This window comes from Streptomyces sp. RKND-216, from assembly GCF_004795255.1.
Classification (GTDB): Bacteria; Actinomycetota; Actinomycetes; order Streptomycetales; family Streptomycetaceae; genus Streptomyces; species Streptomyces hazeniae.
In genome coordinates this window covers 3,683,523-3,701,231 of the sequence record NZ_SSBQ01000002.1, presented here as the reverse complement: position 1 = coordinate 3,701,231, position 17,709 = coordinate 3,683,523, and the positions used below count along the sequence as shown (strand labels likewise).

The following is a 17,709-nucleotide window of genomic DNA, read 5'->3' as shown; positions in this document are numbered from 1 at the left end:
ACTACCCCGAGCCTACTTTTTCCTTGACACACTCCTTACCACCGTCGTAAATTTACCTTCGGACTACGCTATGTCCCTCCATCGCTGACTTCACCGCCGGCCCCACCACCCCGGAAGGAACGCCTTTGACCGAGACACCGGAGACCGGCGAGACACCCTTCGACCGCGCCGCCGAGTTCGACCGGCAGGTCCGCACCCTGATCGACCGCGGGTACCCGTCCCTGGCGGGCGTGGGCCCGGAGGCGTTCGCCGCCGCCGTCGCCCCGCTGCGCGACCGGGCCACGGCGACGACCGGCCTCCGTGACATCGCCGGCGGACTTATACCGTTCCTCCTGGTCGTCACGCGGGGCGCGGCCCCGATCGAGGAGACGATGCCGCGCACCACCCTGCATCGCGGTCGCCTCCCCGGGTTCGTGGACCACTCCTTCGAGCCGGGCTCCCTGGAGCGTTTCGTCGCCCCCGAGGAGATCGAACTGCCGGACGGCGATGTCTACCTGCTGCTCGACGTCGAGCGCGGGGAGGAGTTCTGCGGCGTCGTGCCCGGCGAGGCGATGAAGACCGTCGCGGAGCGGAAGCGGACGCCGCTCACCATCGAGGAGGGCGTCGCCCTCGTCACGCACTTCCCCGAGGTGCTGGCGAAGAACAAGTGCTTCTCCCTGGGCGGCTCGCGGTGCGGCGACCGCCGCGTACCGGCCCTCTGGATCAGCAGGAGGGCACCGAAGCTGGGCTGGTGCTGGGAGGGCAACCCGCACACCTGGCTGGGCATGGCCTCCGCCGGTGCGCGCTCGGCAGGCTGAGCGACCGCGCCGCACACCGGAGGACCCCGGCACCGCCCTCCTGACAGGGCGGCGCCGGGGTCCCGGGCGGAGGCGGTTCAGCCGTCGAGCTGCTGGAGCGTCGCGATGGAGGGCCCGCGACGGGTCCTCAGGTCCGCGGCGACGGCCTCGGCATCGCGGAGTACGCGGACCGCGTTGGACCAGGTCAGCTTGGCCAGGTCGGCGTCGGACCAGCCGCGGCGCAGCAGCTCCGCGATCAGGTGGGGGTAGCCGGCGACGTCGTCCAGGCCGGAGGGCGTGAACGCGGTGCCGTCGTAGTCGCCGCCGATGCCGATGTGGTCGATGCCGGCGACCTCGCGCATGTGGTCGAGGTGGTCGGCCACGGTCGACGGGGTGGCGACCGGGCGCGGGTTGGCCTCCTCGAAGGCGCGCTGGACCTTCTTGCCCTCGGCGCTGAGATCGAGGTGGTGCAGGCCATGGGCGCGCATGTTCTCGTCGGCGGCCCGCGTCCAGGCGACGGCCTCCGGCAGCACGAACTTGGGCACGAAGGTGGCCATCGCCACGCCGCCGTTGCGCGGCAGCAGTTCCAGCACGTCGTCGGGGATGTTGCGCGGGTGGTCGCAGACGGCCCGGGAGGAGGAGTGCGAGAAGATCACCGGCGCCTCGGTGACGCGCAGCGCGTGGCGCATCGTGGTGGCGGCGACGTGGGAGAGGTCGACGAGCATGCCGCAGCGGTTCATCTCGCGGACGACCTCCTCGCCGAAGCGGGAGAGGCCGTCGTGGCGCGGGTCGTCCGTCGCGGAGTCGGCCCAGTCGATGGTGTCGTTGTGGGTGAGCGTCATGTAGCGGACGCCCAGCTCGTGGAACGCGCGCAGCGTGGCGAGGGAGTTGCCGATGGAGTGGCCGCCCTCGGCGCCCATCAGCGACGCGATGCGCCCCTGCGCCCGCGCGGCCTCCATCTCGTCGGCGGTACCCGCGAACGCGAGGTCGCCGGGATAGCGGTCGAGCAGCTGCCGTACGACGTCGATCTGTTCGAGGGTGGCGCTGACGGCGGCGTCTCCGGTGAGGTCGGTGCGCACGTACACCGACCAGAACTGCGCGCCGACGCCTCCGGCCCGCAGTCGCGGGATGTCGGTGTGCAGGTGGGCGGAGGTGTCGCCGGCGATGTCGCGCCGGTCGATGTCGTAGGCGACCTGCTCGCGCAGCGCCCAGGGCAGGTCGTTGTGACCGTCCACGACGGGGTGTTCGGCGAGCAGGGCCCGCGCCCGGTCGAGGTGTGCGGCGGCGTCGTTCATCGGGCTCCCCCTCCGAAGCCGAAGCCGTCCTCGGCGGCCGCGACCTTGGCACGCAGCCGCCGGCCCTTCTCGGTGGCCTGCTCGTTGAGGTCGTCCAGGAAGGAGGTCATCCGTTCCCGCAGGTCCGGGTCCTGTGCGGCGAGCATGCGGACGGCGAGCAGCCCTGCGTTGCGGGCGCCGCCGACGGAGACGGTGGCGACGGGGATCCCGGCCGGCATCTGCACGATGGACAGCAGCGAGTCCATGCCGTCCAGGTACTTCAGCGGCACGGGCACGCCGACGACCGGGAGCGGGGTGAGGGAGGCGAGCATGCCGGGCAGGTGGGCGGCGCCGCCGGCCCCGGCGATGATCGCTTTCAGGCCGCGGCCGGCGGCCTCCTCGCCGTAGCGGACCATCTCGCGCGGCATGCGGTGCGCGGAGACGACGTCCACCTCGTAGGGGACCTCGAACTCGTCGAGGGCCTTGGCGGCGGCTTCCATCACGGGCCAGTCGGAGTCCGAGCCCATGACGATGCCGACGACGGGTGCGCCGGGCCGGGAGGCGGACGGGGTGGCGGGTGGGGTCACTCCTGGATCGTCCCTCGCAGGTAGCCGGCGGCGTGGGCGGCGCGTTCGCGTACGTCGGCCAGGTCGTCGCCGTAGGTGTTGACGTGGCCGACCTTGCGGCCGGGCTTCACGTCCTTGCCGTACATGTGGATCTTGAGCTGCGGATCGCGGGCCATGCAGTGCAGGTACGCGGTGTACATGTCGGGGTAGTCGCCGCCGAGCACGTTGGCCATGACGGTCCAGTCGGCGCGCGGCCGCGGGTCGCCGAGCGGCAGGTCCAGCACCGCGCGCACGTGGTTGGCGAACTGCGAGGTGACGGCGCCGTCCATGGTCCAGTGGCCGGAGTTGTGCGGGCGCATGGCCAGCTCGTTGACGAGGATGCGGCCGTCGCGGGTCTCGAAGAGCTCCACCGCGAGGTGGCCGACGACGCCGAGTTCGGCGGCGACCTTCAGGGCGAGTTCCTGGGCGGCCCAGGCCCGTTCGGGGTCGAGGCCGGGCGCGGGCGCGATCACGGTGTCGCAGACCCCGTTGACCTGCACCGACTCCACGACGGGGTAGGCGACGGCTTGGCCGTGCGGGGAGCGCACGACGTTCGCGGCCAGTTCGCGCGCGAAGTCGACCTTCTCCTCGGCGAGCACCGGAACGCCGGCGCGGAACGGCTCGGCGGCCTCGTCGGCGCCGTCCACGACCCACACGCCCTTGCCGTCGTAGCCCCCGCGCACGGTCTTCAGCACCACCGGGAAGCCCGATCCCTCGGCGGCGAAGGCCGCCACGTCGGCCGGGTCGGCGACGATGCGGTGCCGCGGGCAGGGCACGCCGATCGCGTCGAGCCGGGCCCGCATGACGCCCTTGTCCTGGGCGTGCACCAGCGCGTCCGGACCGGGGCGTACGGGGATGCCCTCCGCCTCCAGGGCGCGCAGGTGCGCGGTAGGCACGTGCTCGTGGTCGAAGGTGACCACGTCACACCCGCGGGCGAAGGCGCGCAGCGTGTCCAGGTCGCGGTAGTCGCCGACGACGACGTCGCTCACCACCTGGGCCGCGGAGTCCTGCGGGGTGTCGGAGAGGAGCCTGAATCTGATGCCGAGGGGGATGCCGGCCTCGTGTGTCATACGGGCGAGCTGTCCGCCGCCGACCATGCCGACTACGGGGAACGTCACGGTCTCCAGCCTATCCGCCGCCGCCCGGCCCGGCCGTCGCCCCTCCCCTCGCAGGCAGGATCGCGCAGCGTCGTCGGCGCACTCCCGTCGGTCGCCGGGCGACGTGCGTCACGAGGCGGGGTGGACACGCCCTCCGCCCTTGCGTCCGGTGCGGGGTGCGGCCGAGGACACCTCGGCGGTGAGCGGCTCTTCCCGGTCTCCGTCCGGGCCTGACGGCCGGCGCCCTCCCGGCGGGTCGCGTCGTCGGCCCGGGCGGGGCTTGCCGTAGTACTCGAGGACGATGCCCGCGTTGGGGGTCCTGGTTAGCATGAGGCGGCGAACGCCTCCACGGAGGAGCCGACCAGAAACGGGGACCGAGCGATCGCTATGAGTGAAGGGCGCGGCGTCTCGGCACGCCTGCGGGGGCTCGCCCGCGAACTCGCAAAGTTCGGCACCGTCGGCGCTTTCGGCGTGCTGGTGAACGTCGTCGCCTTCAACCTGTGCATACGGGTGCTGGACCTGGCGACCGTACGCTCCGGGGTGATCGCCACGGCGGTGGCGATCGGCACCAACTACGTCGGCAACCGCTACTGGACGTACCGGCACGCCGACAAGAGCCGCGTGCAGCGGGAGCTGTCGCTGTTCCTCTTCTTCAGCGGCGTCGGCCTGGTGATCGAGAACGGCGTGCTGGCGTTGTCCCACTACGGCCTGGACTTCACCTCGCCGCTGGCGGACAACGTCGCCAAGAACGTGATCGGGCTCGGCCTGGGCACCGTGTTCCGGTTCTGGTCCTACCGCACCTGGGTCTTCCGCCATCGGGCCGGCGCACGGTCGGCTCCCACGGGCGGGACGGCCCCCTCGACCGACCCGCTCGACCCATCCGGCCCGGCGCAGGCGCCGACGCAGGCCGGCGTCCCCCTCCAGACCCGAGCGGCCCCCGCGGCGCCGGACCCGGGCGCCGCCGTGACGGTGTCAGACCGGCTGATCCGCGTCACGGCTCAGGAAGAGGGCGAAGACCGGCGGGTGCAGCTGTAGCAGCTCCAGCCGTCCGCCGTCGGCCTCGGCGAGGTCGCGTGCGACGGCGAGGCCCAGCCCGGTGGAGTTGTGGCCGCTGACGGTGCGTTCGAAGACTCGCGAGCCGAGCGTCGGGTCGACGCCCGGCCCTTCGTCGGTGACCTCCACGACGACCTGGTTGCCGGTGACGCGGGTGCGCAGCGCGACCGTGCCGCCGCCGTGCATCAGTGCGTTCTCGATGCAGGTGGCCAGCACCTGGGCCACCGCTCCCGGGGTGCCGACGACCCGCAGCCCCGTTTTGCCGGAGCGTACGATCGCCCGGCCGTCGACGCGGTAAGCGGGCTTCCACTCCTCCGTCTGCTGCTTGACGACCTCGTCGAGGTCGAAGGCGACGGCGGAGCCGGAGCGGGGGTCGCGGGAGTTGGTGAGGAGCCGCTGCACGACGTCGGTGAGGCGTTCGACCTGCGCCAGCGCGATGGTCGCCTCCTCCTTCACCGTGACCCGTTCCTCGGGGTCGTCGGTGTCGGCGGTGGCGATGATCTCCTCCAGCCGCATCGACAGGGCGGTGAGCGGAGTGCGGAGCTGGTGGGAGGCGTCGGCGGCGAGACGCCGCTCGGCGGTGATCATGCGGCCGATGCGTTCGGCGCTGGCGTCGAGCACGTCGGCGACCCGGTCCAGTTCCGGCACGCCGTACCGGCGGTGCCGGGGCCGGGGATCGCCGGAGCCGAGGCGTTCGGCGGTCTCGGCGAGGTCGGTGAGCGGGGCGGCGACGCGGTGCGCCTGCCGTACGGCGAGGATCGCGGCGGCGACGATCGCGAGCAGCGTGACGGCGAGGATGATCAGCAGGGTGCGGCCCACCTCCGCGCGCACCGCGCCCTCGGACTGCTGGACGACGACGGTCTCCCCCTGGGCACCGGCCTGCCGCGCCTCGATGACGTCGTCCTCGGGCTTGTCACCGAAGACGATGGGCGGGCGGCCGGGCACCTCGACGCGGATGTAGCGGTCGCCCTCGACCGTGGTGCGCAGCGTCTCCTCGGTGACGGGCTCCTCGTTGACCAGCCTGCTCTCCACCACGGACACCAGGCGCACGGCCTCGGAACGGACGCTCTCCTCGGCGCTCTCCTCGATGGTGCGGGACTCCACCACCACCAGGGAGACGCCGAAGACGGCGAGGACCACGAGCACCACGGCGAGGGTTGACTGGATCAGACGGCGGCGCATGGGGTGGAGGGCTCAGCTCTTCTCGAAACGGAAGCCGACCCCGCGCACGGTGGCGATGAAGCGCGGGTTGGCGGCGTCGTCGCCGAGCTTCTTGCGCAGCCAGGAGATGTGCATGTCGAGGGTCTTGGTCGACGACCACCAGGTGGTGTCCCAGACCTCGCGCATCAGCTGGTCGCGGGTGACGACCCGGCCCGCGTCCCGCACCAGCACCCGCAGCAGGTCGAACTCCTTGGCGGTGAGGTGAAGTTCCTCCTCGCCCATCCACGCGCGGTGCGACTCGGCGTCGATGCGTACGCCGTGCGTGGCGGGCGGGGCGGCGGCCTCGGTGGCGGCGCCCCGGCGCAGCAGGGCGCGGACCCGGGCGAGCAGCTCGGCGAGGCGGAAGGGCTTGGTGACGTAGTCGTCGGCGCCCGCGTCGAGGCCGACGACCGTGTCCACCTCGTCGGCCCGTGCGGTGAGGACCAGCACAGGGAACGCGTGGCCCTCGTTGCGCAGCCGCCGGCAGACCTCCAGGCCGTCCATGCCGGGCAGGCCCAGGTCCAGCACGACCAGGTCGATGGCGTCGCGCAGCCCGGCTTCCAGGGCGCCGGGGCCGTCCTCCCTGACCTCGACCTCGTATCCCTCCCGGCGCAGGGCTCTGGCCAGCGGTTCCGAGATGGACGCGTCATCCTCGGCGAGCAGTACACGGGTCATGGCCCGATGGTAGTCCTCGCAGCACAGGGGGTGGTGTGTCCCCGTTGCCCCGCGCCCGCAGCGGTGTCCCCGCACGCCGGCGCACGCGAACGGACCAGGCGCGGCGCCTCCCACCGCTCGGCCGGCAATCACCTCCGATAGTCGGACGGACACTGGGAATCACCGACTTGACCCTTCATTTACCTTCGGTTGCAAGGGAAAGTTTCAGCTTTCACCTGTGATCTGTGTCGCATTCACTTCCAATTCGGGCGGTGCCCTGCCGTAAGGTGTCGTCGATTCTGCAAGTCGACGCCGACCTCTGGCCGCCACCGCGGCGCAGGGCCTGTCGGCGTGCGGGCCTGTCTCCGGGCAGACCTGCTCTCCCCCCACCGGGCGCGCATCGCGCTTCTTGCCGCGCGTCCCGAGCGAGCAAGGAGCCACCAACCATGGCGTCCAGCCTGACGAAGGCCGGAACCGGTACCACCGGCGAACGGACCTTCTTCGGCCACCCGCGCGGTCTGGCCACCCTCTTCATGACCGAGATGTGGGAGCGTTTCAGCTTCTACGGCATGCGTGCCCTGCTGGTCCTCTACCTGACGGCTCAGGTGGCGGACGGCGGCCTGGCCATGAAGGCCTCGACGGCGACCGCGCTGTACGCCGTCTACAACGCCACGGTGTACCTGCTGGCACTGCCCGGCGGCTGGTTCGGCGACCGCGTCTGGGGTCCGCGCAAGACCACCGCCATCGCCGGCGGCATCATCATGACCGGCCACTTCCTGCTGGCCGTGCCGTTCAAGGCCTCGTTCTTCGTCGGCCTGGTCTTCATCGCGGCCGGTTCCGGTCTGCTGAAGTCCAACATCTCCACGATGGTCGGCCACCTCTACGACGGGCCGAACGACCCGCGCCGGGACGGCGGCTTCACCATCTTCTACATGGGCATCAACATCGGTGCCTTCCTCGCTCCGCTCGTCATCGGCACCGTCGGCCAGAAGGTCAACTGGCACCTCGGCTTCGCCATGGCCGGCGTCGGTATGGGCCTGGGGCTCATCCAGTTCCTGGTGGGTACCCGCAGCCTGTCCGCGCGCAGCAGCCTGGTCCCCTCGCCGCTGAGCGCCGACGAGAAGTCCGCGGCCGTCCGGAAGACGCTCATCGGCGTCGCGATCGCCGCGGTCTTCTACGGCACCATCACGCTCGCCGGCATCTTCAGCATCGACTGGGTGCTGTGGCCCATGTCCATCGCGGGCATCGCACTGCCGGCCCTGTACTTCGCCCGCATCCGCCGTGACCAGGACGTCACCCCGGACGAGCGGAAGAAGATGACCGGCTTCATCTGGTTCTTCATCGCCGCCGCGCTCTTCTGGCTGATCTTCGACCAGTCCGGCTCGACGCTGACCGTGTTCGCCAAGGAGTCGACGGCCTCCACGCTGTTCGGGTTCGCCTTCCCGGAGAGCTGGTTCCAGTCGCTGAACCCGCTGTACGTGATGGCGCTCGCCCCGGTCATCGCCGCCCTGTGGGTGAAGCTGGGCCGCCGCAACCCGACCACGACCACCAAGTTCGGCCTGGGCCTCACCGGCATCGGTCTGTCGTTCGGCGTGATGATGCTGGCCATGGGCGTCGCCGCCGCCACCGACGACAGGGTCTCGCCGCTGTGGCTGGCGAGCGTCTACCTCATCATGACCGTGGCGGAACTGTGCCTCTCCCCGGTCGGCCTCTCGGTCTCCACGAAGCTTGCCCCGGAGAAGTACTCCAGCCAGGTCATGGGCCTGTGGTTCCTGGCCGTCACGGCCGGCAACTGCCTGGCGTCCATCATGGCGCTGATCTTCGGTGAGAAGACCGGTTCGCCGGTGTACTTCGGAGTGATCGGTGCGCTCGCCGTCGTCGCGGGCATCGCCTTCCTCCTGAACCGCAAGAAGATCATCCGGCTCATGGGCGACGTGCACTGACGCGTCCTCCACGCACCACGGGTGAGGCCCCCGACCACAGAGCGATCCGGTCGGGGGCCTCACCCGTGGTGCGGGAGGGTCGGGCGGGGGATCAGGCAGGGGCGGCCAGTTCGGCCCAGACCGTCTTGCCGGCGCCGTCGGCGTTGCGGACGACGCCCCAGTCCATGCAGAGCCGCTGAACGATGAACATGCCGTGCCCGCCGGGACGGCCGGGCCGGTGCGGGGTGCGGGTGGAGGGGGCGCCGCTGCCGGCGTCCACGACCTCCAGCCGCAGCAGCTTCGGGCCGCTGCCGATACGCAGTTCCTCGGGACCGCCGGCGTGCAGGCAGGCATTGGTGACCAGCTCGGAGACGACGAGCAGCACGTCCTCGGCCGCGGCACGCTGATCCGCGTTCACAGCGGGCAGCCAGCCCCAGTCCTGGAGCGCTCTGCGAGTGAAGTCACGTGCTCGCGAGACGGTGCCGCCGGCACCGACGAGGCGCAGCCTGCGCACCTGGCTCAGCGGCCGCTCCCGCTCGGCCTCCGGCACCGCAGCGGACGGCGCGGCGCCGTCGGGCTCCTGGCCGCGGTCCGCCGGAAACGGCCGGGTGGTGCTCATCAGTGGTTCACCTCACCGGGTACCTTGAAGATTCGAAAGGTCTCCTGCCCTGCCGGACGATGAGAACACCCACGGATTCGGACGGGATGGTGTGATGCGCATAACGCGCGGATCACGGACAGGCGAAGGGGCTACGCACCGGCAGCGCTCGACAGCGCGCTGTCGAGGTCCGGATGCACGGTGAACACGGCGTCCGCCCCGGTGATCTCGAACACCCGGGCGACGGCCGGGCGCATCCCGGCCAGGTGGACGGCACCTCCGGCGGCCTCCGCCCGGAGGCGGGCGCCGAGCAGCACGTTGAGGCCCGTCGAGTCGCAGAACTCCAGCCGCGAGCAGTCGACGACGAGGCGGCTGTACCCCTCCTCGACGCAACGCTCCAGCGGCTCGCTGAACAGCTCGGCCGTGTGGTGATCAAGCTCACCCGCAGGCGTCAGTACGGCGCTGGCGCCCCGGTGCCGGACGTCGACCGTCAGCCGACCTCGGCTCGCTCCCCCGGGTACCCCGCGGTCCATGAAAAGCCCTTCCGATCGCATGACATGAGCCCCCTCTGCTGCCCACGGCAGACGTTCCGAACCCTACGCCCTCACCGTCGCATGCGGTAGCCGAGTGCCCGCGCACCCGGACAAAGCGGCCATCGCAGACTTGCCATGCACGTGCATCTGCCGGTAGGACCTATAGAGATATTCGAAACCACGTCGGCTTGGAGGCGCCGCACTCCGCAGTGCACGTCACGGCTCCGGCAGCCATATGCCGAGAATCATGGAGGACACCATGTCACCCCGGCTCGATCACGGGATATCGGAGACCACCGACCCGGCCGTTACGGACGCTCTGTCCCTGGAGTCCCTGGGCACGAGCCCGGACGCGAGCCCGGACACCCTCGCTCACGCCGTCGAGGCGTCCGCGGTCCACGCCCCCGAGGGGGTCGTCGGCGACATCCTCGAACAGCTCCACCTGCCGGAACTGCCCTCCTTCGAGGACGTCGGACCGGTCGACGCGCGGGCCCTGTCCAAGACCCTCTTCGAGCGCCTCGAGAGCCTCGACGAAGGGACGCACGAGTACTCCTACGTCCGCAACACGCTGGTCGAGCTCAACCTCGCGCTGGTGAAGTTCGCGGCCTCCCGCTTCCGCTCCCGCAGCGAGCCGATGGAGGACATCGTCCAGGTGGGCACGATCGGCCTGATCAAGGCGATCGACCGCTTCGAGACCGACCGCGGCGTGGAGTTCCCCACCTTCGCGATGCCGACCATCGTCGGCGAGATCAAGCGCTTCTTCCGCGACACCTCGTGGTCCGTGCGCGTCCCGCGCCGGCTGCAGGAGCTCCGCCTCGACCTGGCCAAGGCCGGCGACGAGCTCGCCCAGCGCCTGGACCGCGCCCCCACCGTGGACGAGCTGGCCGAACGGCTCGGCCTCTGCCGCGACGAGGTGGTCGAGGGCATGGCCGCCTCCAACGCCTACACCGCGAGCTCGCTGGACGCGCAGCCGGAGGAGGACGACTCCGAAGGCGCCCTCGCCGACCGCATCGGCTACGAGGACAACGGCCTGGAGGGCATCGAGTACGTCGAGTCCCTGAAGCCGCTGATCGCCGACCTCGCGCCGCGCGACCGCACGATCCTGTCGCTGCGCTTCGTTGCGAACATGACGCAGTCGGAGATCGGCGAGGAGCTGGGCATCTCGCAGATGCACGTCTCCCGGCTGCTCGCCCGCACCCTGGGCAGGCTCCGCAAGGGCCTGATGATCGAGGAGTGAGCCTCCCGGGCCGCCCGCGTACGTGAGGGAGCCCCCGCCTCGGGCGGGGGCTCCCTCACGTACGCGGGCGGCCGGACGCTACGCGGCGTCGTCCCAGAGCAGCGAGCTCATCCGCCAGCCGGCCGGCGTCCGCACGAACTGGGTGGTCTTGGCACCGGAGCCCTCGAACCACTCGCCCGCGAGGTATCCGGACTTGCGGTATGCGCTGAAGCGGTGCGCGATCGAGCCGAAGATCTCGGTCCGCTCGGAGACCTCCCGCTCGGAGAACTCCGTCAGCCTCCCGTCGGTGAGCATCTCCCGCCGGGGCTCGATGAAGGCGTCGAGGTCGTACGTCACGAGGGCGCCCCCGACGTTGCTGATGATCCGCCCCTGCGGGATGAACACCTCACGGATGGCGTCGACGTCCGGCCGGCTACCGCCGGTGTTGGTGAACGCGCCGAGGAACACCCGTGTCAGGGCGTCGATCTCGGCCTTGTCCGAAGAGGCCGGGCGTTCCCACTCCTCGCGGAGCACCGACCAGATCTCGGTGTCGCGCCGCACGCCCCGGTACGCGGAACGCCCCCGCAGCACGCCGTCGCGGGTCATGCCGAGCCGGCGGGCGACGTCGATGCTGCGGTCGTTGCCCGTCGCGACCCACCATTCGACCCGGCTCATGCCGCGCTCCGTGAACGCCCAGTCGATCAGCGCCCGGCACGCCCGGGTCACCAGCCCCCGGCCGGCCCCGTCCGCCTCCAGCCAGCAGCCGACCTCGCACACCCCCTCGGCGGCGTCGAACTTCGTGAACATGACGCCGCCGACCAGCGTGCCGTCCAGCCACACCCCGTAGATCCGGGCTGCGTCCTGGGCCTGGCGGTCGGCGTAGCGCTGGAGGACGGCCGTGGCGGAGGCCAGGTCGGTGCTGAACGTCGCCCAGGGTATCCACGGGTCGACGTGCGGGCGGGCTCTGTCGATGTGGGCGAGGAACTCTTCGGCGTGCGAGGGCTCCAGGGGGCGGAGCTGAGCGTCGTCTCCGAGCGGCAGCGCGAACACGGGCACCTTCCTGATCACGAGGTGACGAGCCGCTCGGCGGGGCGGGCGGCCGGACGGGTCAGACTTCGCGGACGCCGCGGCGCCACACGGCGGCGGTGAGGGGAACGCCCGGACGGTACGCCAGGTGGACGTGGGAGGGGGCGTCGAGCAGGACCAGGTCGGCGTACGCGCCCGGCGACAGCCGGCCCACGTCCTCGCGGCGCAGGGCGCGGGCTCCTCCCGCGGTGGCACCCCACACCGCCTCGTCCGGGGTCATGCCCATCTCCCGCACCGCGACCGCGATGCAGAACGGCATGGACGAGGTGAACGACGACCCCGGGTTACAGTCCGTGGACAGCGCCACGGTCGCGCCCGCGTCGAGCAGCCGCCGGGCGTCCGGGTAGACGGCGCGGGTGGAGAACTCGCAGCCCGGCAGCAGCGTGGCGACCGTCTCCCCCTGGGCCAGGGCGTCCACGTCGGCGTCGGTGAGGTGCGTGCAGTGGTCGGCGGAGGCCGCGCCCAGCTCCACGCCGAGCCGCACCCCCGGACCGTAGGAAAGCTGGTTGGCGTGGATGCGCGGGGTGAGGCCCCTCGCCTTGCCGGCGGTGAGGATGGCGCGGGCCTGGTCGCCGTCGAACGCGCCCTGCTCGCAGAACACGTCCACCCAGCGGGCGTGCGGGGCGCAGGCGTCCAGCATCGGACCGGTGACCTGCGCGACGTATCCGGCCGGGTCGTCGGCGAACTCCGGCGCGACGATGTGCGCGCCGAGGTAGGTCACCTCGTCGGTGTGCTCCCCCGCGATGCGCAGCGCGCGGGCCTCCTGCTCGGGAGTGAGGCCGTAGCCGGACTTGGTCTCCTGCGTGGTGGTGCCCTGACACAGCGCCTCGCGCAGGTAGCGGGCCAGGTTGGCGCCCAGCTCGGCGTCGGAGGCGGCACGGGTCGCGGCGACCGTGCTGCGGATGCCGCCGGCGGTGTAGGGGCGGCCCGACATGCGTGCGGCGAACTCGCGGGTGCGGTCGCCGGCGAAGACCAGGTGCGAGTGGGAGTCGACGAAGCCGGGGAGGACGGCGCGCCCCTCGGCGTCGTGGGCCTCGTCTGTCGCGGGGGCGTCGGCTCCCGGGCCCGCCCAGGCGACGCGGTCCCCGTCGAGGACGAGGGCCGCCCCCTCGATCACGCCGAGGGGACCCTCCCCGAGGGTGGGGTCGTTGGTGACGAGGGTGCCGATGTTGCGGATGAGGGTGCTCTTGGTCATGGGCTTCCTGGGCTTCCTGGGCTTCTGCGGCGTGGCGGGGTCGCGGGGTGGGAGTGGCGTGAGGTGGCCCGTCGGTCACATGTGGACCGCCGCGATGGCGTCGGCCAGCGCTCCGGGGACGTCCGGGACCGTCGTGTGGACACCGTCCCGGACGACGTGCGTGCCGTTGACGACCGTGTGCCGCACGTCGGCCGCCGTCGCCGCGAAGACCACCGCCTCGGTCGCCATCCGGGCCGCGGGCCCGGCCGTCCGCACGGAGTCCAGGGCGACGGTGGTGAAGTCCGCGAGCATCCCGGCCTCCAGCCTGCCCGTCTGCGGCCAGCCCAGCGCCCGATGACCGTCCTCGGTCGCCGCCCGCAGCAGCTGCGCGGCCGTCCAGTGGCCGCGGCTGCGCGTGCGGAGCCGTTCGTCCAGCTCCATCGCGCGGGCCTCTTCCAGCAGGTCGATGACGGCGTGGCTGTCGCTGCCCAGCGAGAGGGGGCTGCCGGCGCGCCGCACGGCGGCCGCCGGGCCGATGCCGTCGGCGAGGTCACGCTCCGTCGTGGGGCACATGCACACGCCGGTCGACGAGCCGCCGAGCAGCGCGATGTCGCCGTCGGTGAGGTGCGTGGCGTGCACGGCCGTCGTGCGCGGGCCGGTGACGCCGTGCTCGGCGAGCAGTTCGGCGGGGGTGCAGCCGTGCGCCTCGCGGCACGCCTCGTTCTCGGCGGGCTGTTCGGAGAGGTGGACGTGCAGCGGCGCCTGCCGCTCCTCCGCCCACTGCGCCACGGTGCCCAGCTCCCGCGCGGGGACGGCGCGCACGGAGTGCACGGCGGCCCCGAGGCGCACGGTGCCGTCCTCGTCGGCGTGCAGCCGTCCCGCCCGTTCCGCCCACGCCTCGGCGGTGCCGTCGGAGAAGCGGAGCTGGTGTCGCTCCGGCTCCCGGCCGAAGCCGGACGAGAGGTAGCAGGTGTCCAGCAGGGTCAGCCGGATGCCGGCCTCCGCCGCCGCCGCGATCAGCGCTCCGCCCATCGCGTTCGGGTCGCCGTAGGGCCGGCCGTCGCGGTCGTGGTGCAGGTAGTGGAACTCGCCGACGCAGGTGATGCCGGCCAGCGCCATCTCCGCGTAGACGGCGCGGGCCAGCGCGAAGTACGACTCGGGGGTGAGCCGCGAGGCGACCTGGTACATGGTCTCCCGCCAGGTCCAGAAGGTGCCGGACCCGACCTGGACGGTGCCGCGCAGCGCGCGGTGGAAGGCGTGACTGTGGGCGTTGGCGAGGCCGGGGATCGTGAGGCCGCGCAGCGGCTCGGCGCCGGGCGGCGGCGCGGTGACGCCGGTGCCGACGGCCAGGATGCGGCCGTCGGCGCTCACGTCGAGGGCGACGCCTGGCTCGACGGTGCCGTCGAGCCAGGCGTACTCGGCCCAGTACGTCGTCGTCACCTGCTGGTTGTCGGCTGACACGCGAGATCCTCCAGTACGTCGGCGAGTGCGGTCACTCCGGCCACGCAGTCGTCCTCCTCCGCGAACTCGGCCGGCGAGTGCGAGACGCCGGTCGGGTTCCGTACGTACAGCATGGCGGTCGGCACGGCGGCGGAGAGGATTCCCGCGTCGTGTCCGGCGCCCGTGGGGAGCACCGGTACCCCGCCGAGGCGTGCCCCAAGCCGGTCGCGCAGGGCGTGCGCGAACTCCACGACCGGGGTGAACGACTCCCGGGTGACGTTCACCCGCACGCCGTCGCGGCCGCCGCGCTCGGTCGCGGCCTGCTCAATCTGGGCGACGACGGCGGCGAGGGTGTCCTCGTCGGCGGCTCGGGAGTCCAGCCAGCCGCGCACCAGCGAGGGGATGGCGTTGACGCCGTTCGGCTCGACGGCCACCTTGCCGAAGGTGGCCAGGGCGCCGGCGAGCCGCGCCTTCTTGCGGGCGGCGAGGACGGTGTTGGCATACGTGAGCATCGGGTCCCGGCGGTCGTCCAGGCGGGTCGTGCCCGCGTGGTTGGCCTCGCCGTGGAAGTCGAACCGCCAGCGGCCGTGCGGCCAGATCGCGGACGCGACGCCCACCGGGTGCGGCGTGTCGGCCAGGGCACGGCCCTGCTCGACGTGCAGCTCAACGAACGCGCCGATGCGGGCGAGGCGTTCGGGGTCGGGGCCGATGGCCTCCGGGTCGTACCCGGCGCGCTCCATCGCCTGCGGCAGCGTCACGCCGTCGGCGTCGCGCAGCGCGTGCGCCTTCTCGACGGTGAGCTGTCCGGCGGCCAGGCGGGAGCCGACGCAGGCCAGGCCGAAGCGGGCGCCCTCCTCGTCGCCGAAGTTGGTGACGGCGAGCGGCCTGCTCGGCCGCGCGCCGCGGGCGAGCATCTCGTCGAGCGCGGCGAAGGACGACACGACGCCCAGCGGGCCGTCGAAGGCTCCGCCGTCCGGCACGGAGTCCAGATGCGAGCCGGTGACGACGGCGTCGCCGGCTGTGGGGTCGCCGAGCCAGGCCCACTGGTTGCCGTTGCGGTCCAGCTCGTAGGTCAGCCCCCGGGACTCGGCCTGTTCCCGGAACCAGGCACGGCAGTCGGCGTCGGCGCCCGTCCAGGCGTAGCGCCGGTAGCCGCGCGTCGCCGTGTCCCGGCCGACGGGTGCGAGGTCCCGCCACATCTCCTGGAAGGACGGCGGCCCCGCCTGGGCGTCGACGGTCACGCGTCGTCACCCTCGCGCATGGGGACGCGGACGCCGCGCTCCGCCGCGACGGCGTCGGCGCGGTCGTAGCCCGCGTCGACGTGGCGGATGACGCCCATCCCCGGGTCGTTCGTCAGGACGCGGCGCAGCTTCTCGCCGGCCAGTGCGGTGCCGTCGGCGACGGTTACCTGCCCGGCGTGGATCGACCGGCCCATGCCGACGCCGCCACCGTGGTGGAGCGACACCCAGGACGCACCGGAGGACACGTTGACCATGGCGTTGAGCAGCGGCCAGTCGGCGATGGCGTCGGACCCGTCGAGCATGGACTCGGTCTCGCGGTACGGGGAGGCCACCGAGCCGCAGTCGAGGTGGTCGCGGCCGAGCGCCAGCGGTGCGGAGAGCTCGCCGCTCGCCACCATGTCGTTGAAGCGTTCGCCCGCGCGGTCGCGTTCGCCGTAGCCGAGCCAGCAGATACGGGCGGGCAGGCCCTGGAAGCGGACGCGTTCACCGGCCATCCGGATCCAGCGGGCGAGCGACTCGTTCTCGGGGAAGAGGTCGAGGATCGCCTTGTCGGTGGCGGCGATGTCCTTGGGGTCGCCGGAGAGCGCGGCCCAGCGGAAGGGGCCCTTGCCCTCGCAGAACAGCGGCCGGATGTAGGCGGGGACGAAGCCGGGGAAGTCGAAGGCGCGCGTGTAGCCCGCTGTCCGGGCCTCGCCGCGGATCGAATTGCCGTAGTCGAAGACCTCCGCGCCGGCGTCCATAAAGCCGACCATCGCCTCGACGTGCCGGGCCATCGACTCCTGCGCACGCTGCGTGAACTCGGCGGGCTTCTCCGCCGCGTAGTCGGCCATGTCGGCGAACTCGACGCCGACGGGAAGGTAGGCGAGCGGGTCGTGGGCGGAGGTCTGGTCGGTGACGATGTCGATGGGGGCGTCCATCTCCAGCATCCGGGGAAGGATCTCCGCGGCGTTGCCGAGCAGGCCGACGGACAGCGGACGGCGGGCGTCCCGCGCCTCGGTGGCGAGCTGGAGGGCGTGCTCGAGGGAGTCGGCGCGCACGTCCAGGTAGCGGTGCTCGATGCGCCGCTCGATCCGCGAGGGGTCGCACTCGACGCAGATGACCACGCCGTCGTTCATCGTCACGGCGAGCGGCTGGGCGCCGCCCATGCCGCCGAGGCCGGCGGTGAGGGTGAGGGTGCCGGCGAGCGTGCCGCCGAACTTCCTGGCGGCGACGGCGGAGAAGGTCTCGTAGGTGCCCTGGAGGATGCCCTGGGTGCCGATGTAGATCCAGGAACCGGCGGTCATCTGGCCGTACATGGTCAGGCCGAGCTGTTCCAGGCGCCGGAACTCCTCCCAGTTCGCCCAGTCGCCGACCAGGTTGGAGTTGGCGAGCAGCACGCGCGGCGCCCACTCGTGGGTCTGCATGACGCCGACGGGGCGACCGGACTGGACGAGCATCGTCTCGTCGTCCTTGAGGGTCTGCAGCGTGCGGACCATCGCGTCGAAGGACCGCCAGTCGCGGGCGGCCTTGCCCGTACCGCCGTAGACGACCAGCTTGTCGGGGTGCTCGGCGACCTCGGGGTCGAGGTTGTTCTGGAGCATCCGCAGGGCGGCCTCCTGCTGCCAGCCCCGTGCGGTCAGCTCGGTGCCGCGCGGCGCCCGTACGGGTCGGGGTCCTGCCATGACGCTGCCTCCCTGGTCGGTGGACGGTCGGTGTGAGTGGTCGGTGTCGGCCCGCTCCTGCCCGCCCGGGTGTCCCCGAGTGTCCGGCACGGAGCATCCATCTATTCATACACCCTACGGAGTGAATATTTTCAGTCAACAACCACCGTCGGATTCCCCCGGCGGGGATGACAGGCTGG

The 17,709-nt window shown here is 72.1% G+C and carries 16 protein-coding genes; 4 read left to right on the top strand and 12 right to left on the bottom strand.

Going from position 1 to position 17,709, the window contains the following annotated elements; all coding sequences use genetic code 11:
- The first annotated feature begins 125 nt into the window (after positions 1-125).
- The gene (locus E4198_RS16540) at positions 126-797 is read left to right on the top strand and encodes a DUF5701 family protein (RefSeq protein ID WP_136183842.1); all 672 of its coding nucleotides are present in this window, start codon (positions 126-128) and stop codon (positions 795-797) included.
- Positions 798-874: 77 nt separating this feature from the next.
- On the opposite strand, the gene E4198_RS16535 is transcribed toward E4198_RS16540, so the two are convergent.
- Genes E4198_RS16535 through E4198_RS16525 form a run of 3 tightly spaced genes read right to left on the bottom strand, consistent with a single transcriptional unit; the run spans position 875 to position 3,773 of the window.
- Complete coding sequence (locus E4198_RS16535) at positions 875-2,071, bottom strand: dipeptidase (protein WP_136183841.1); 1,197 nt, start codon at positions 2,069-2,071, stop codon at positions 875-877.
- The gene (purE, locus tag E4198_RS16530; RefSeq protein ID WP_136185431.1) at positions 2,068-2,577 is read right to left on the bottom strand and encodes a 5-(carboxyamino)imidazole ribonucleotide mutase; all 510 of its coding nucleotides are present in this window, start codon (positions 2,575-2,577) and stop codon (positions 2,068-2,070) included. The genes E4198_RS16535 and purE overlap by 4 nt, the downstream gene beginning before the upstream one ends.
- 56 nt (positions 2,578-2,633) lie before the next feature.
- Positions 2,634-3,773 carry a 5-(carboxyamino)imidazole ribonucleotide synthase gene (locus tag E4198_RS16525; protein ID WP_136183840.1) on the bottom strand — a complete coding sequence of 380 codons (1,140 nt, stop codon included), beginning with the start codon at positions 3,771-3,773 and terminating at the stop codon, positions 2,634-2,636.
- A 366-nt stretch (positions 3,774-4,139) separates the two neighbouring features.
- Between E4198_RS16525 and E4198_RS16520 the strand changes: the two genes are divergently transcribed.
- Positions 4,140-4,787, top strand: a complete 648-nt coding sequence (locus E4198_RS16520; protein WP_210732839.1) for a GtrA family protein — start codon at positions 4,140-4,142, stop codon at positions 4,785-4,787.
- Here E4198_RS16520 and E4198_RS16515 read toward each other — a convergent pair.
- Together E4198_RS16515 and E4198_RS16510 are read right to left on the bottom strand one after the other, a co-directional pair.
- A complete protein-coding gene (locus E4198_RS16515; protein ID WP_136183839.1) occupies positions 4,725-5,987 on the bottom strand; it encodes an ATP-binding protein in 1,263 nt (420 codons plus the stop codon). The two genes, E4198_RS16520 and E4198_RS16515, sit on opposite strands and share 63 nt — an antisense overlap.
- A gap of 12 nt (positions 5,988-5,999) precedes the next feature.
- Positions 6,000-6,680 carry a response regulator transcription factor gene (locus E4198_RS16510; protein ID WP_136183838.1) on the bottom strand — a complete coding sequence of 227 codons (681 nt, stop codon included), beginning with the start codon at positions 6,678-6,680 and terminating at the stop codon, positions 6,000-6,002.
- A 425-nt stretch (positions 6,681-7,105) separates the two neighbouring features.
- On the opposite strand from E4198_RS16510, the gene E4198_RS16505 reads away from it, so the two are divergent.
- The gene (locus E4198_RS16505) at positions 7,106-8,602 is read left to right on the top strand and encodes an oligopeptide:H+ symporter (RefSeq protein WP_136183837.1); all 1,497 of its coding nucleotides are present in this window, start codon (positions 7,106-7,108) and stop codon (positions 8,600-8,602) included.
- A 91-nt stretch (positions 8,603-8,693) separates the two neighbouring features.
- Here E4198_RS16505 and E4198_RS16500 read toward each other — a convergent pair whose 3' ends face one another.
- Complete coding sequence (locus E4198_RS16500; RefSeq protein WP_136183836.1) at positions 8,694-9,200, bottom strand: ATP-binding protein; 507 nt, start codon at positions 9,198-9,200, stop codon at positions 8,694-8,696.
- Positions 9,201-9,331: 131 nt separating this feature from the next.
- Positions 9,332-9,712: an STAS domain-containing protein gene (locus E4198_RS16495; RefSeq protein ID WP_027764008.1), complete on the bottom strand. Its 381-nt coding sequence runs from the start codon at positions 9,710-9,712 to the stop codon at positions 9,332-9,334.
- A 247-nt stretch (positions 9,713-9,959) separates the two neighbouring features.
- Here E4198_RS16495 and E4198_RS16490 point away from each other — a divergent pair, with 247 nt between their 5' ends.
- The gene (locus E4198_RS16490; protein WP_136183835.1) at positions 9,960-10,949 is read left to right on the top strand and encodes an RNA polymerase sigma factor SigF; all 990 of its coding nucleotides are present in this window, start codon (positions 9,960-9,962) and stop codon (positions 10,947-10,949) included.
- Between the two features lie 78 nt (positions 10,950-11,027).
- Here E4198_RS16490 and E4198_RS16485 read toward each other — a convergent pair whose 3' ends face one another.
- From E4198_RS16485 to hutU, 5 genes are all read right to left on the bottom strand, one after another.
- Positions 11,028-11,978 (bottom strand): GNAT family protein, encoded by a 951-nt coding sequence (locus tag E4198_RS16485; protein ID WP_136183834.1) that lies wholly within the window; start codon positions 11,976-11,978, stop codon positions 11,028-11,030.
- 58 nt (positions 11,979-12,036) lie between these two features.
- The gene (gene hutI, locus E4198_RS16480) at positions 12,037-13,209 is read right to left on the bottom strand and encodes an imidazolonepropionase (protein WP_136183833.1); all 1,173 of its coding nucleotides are present in this window, start codon (positions 13,207-13,209) and stop codon (positions 12,037-12,039) included.
- A gap of 75 nt (positions 13,210-13,284) precedes the next feature.
- Entirely contained in the window at positions 13,285-14,649 is a 1,365-nt protein-coding gene (locus E4198_RS16475) for a formimidoylglutamate deiminase (protein ID WP_247597715.1), read from the bottom strand.
- On the bottom strand, positions 14,625-15,827 hold the full coding sequence (locus tag E4198_RS16470) for an allantoate amidohydrolase (RefSeq protein ID WP_136185429.1): 1,203 nt from the start codon (positions 15,825-15,827) through the stop codon (positions 14,625-14,627). The genes E4198_RS16475 and E4198_RS16470 overlap by 25 nt, the downstream gene beginning before the upstream one ends.
- A 38-nt stretch (positions 15,828-15,865) precedes the next feature.
- Complete coding sequence (gene hutU, locus E4198_RS16465) at positions 15,866-17,530, bottom strand: urocanate hydratase (RefSeq protein ID WP_136183832.1); 1,665 nt, start codon at positions 17,528-17,530, stop codon at positions 15,866-15,868.
- Positions 17,531-17,709 lie beyond the last annotated feature (179 nt).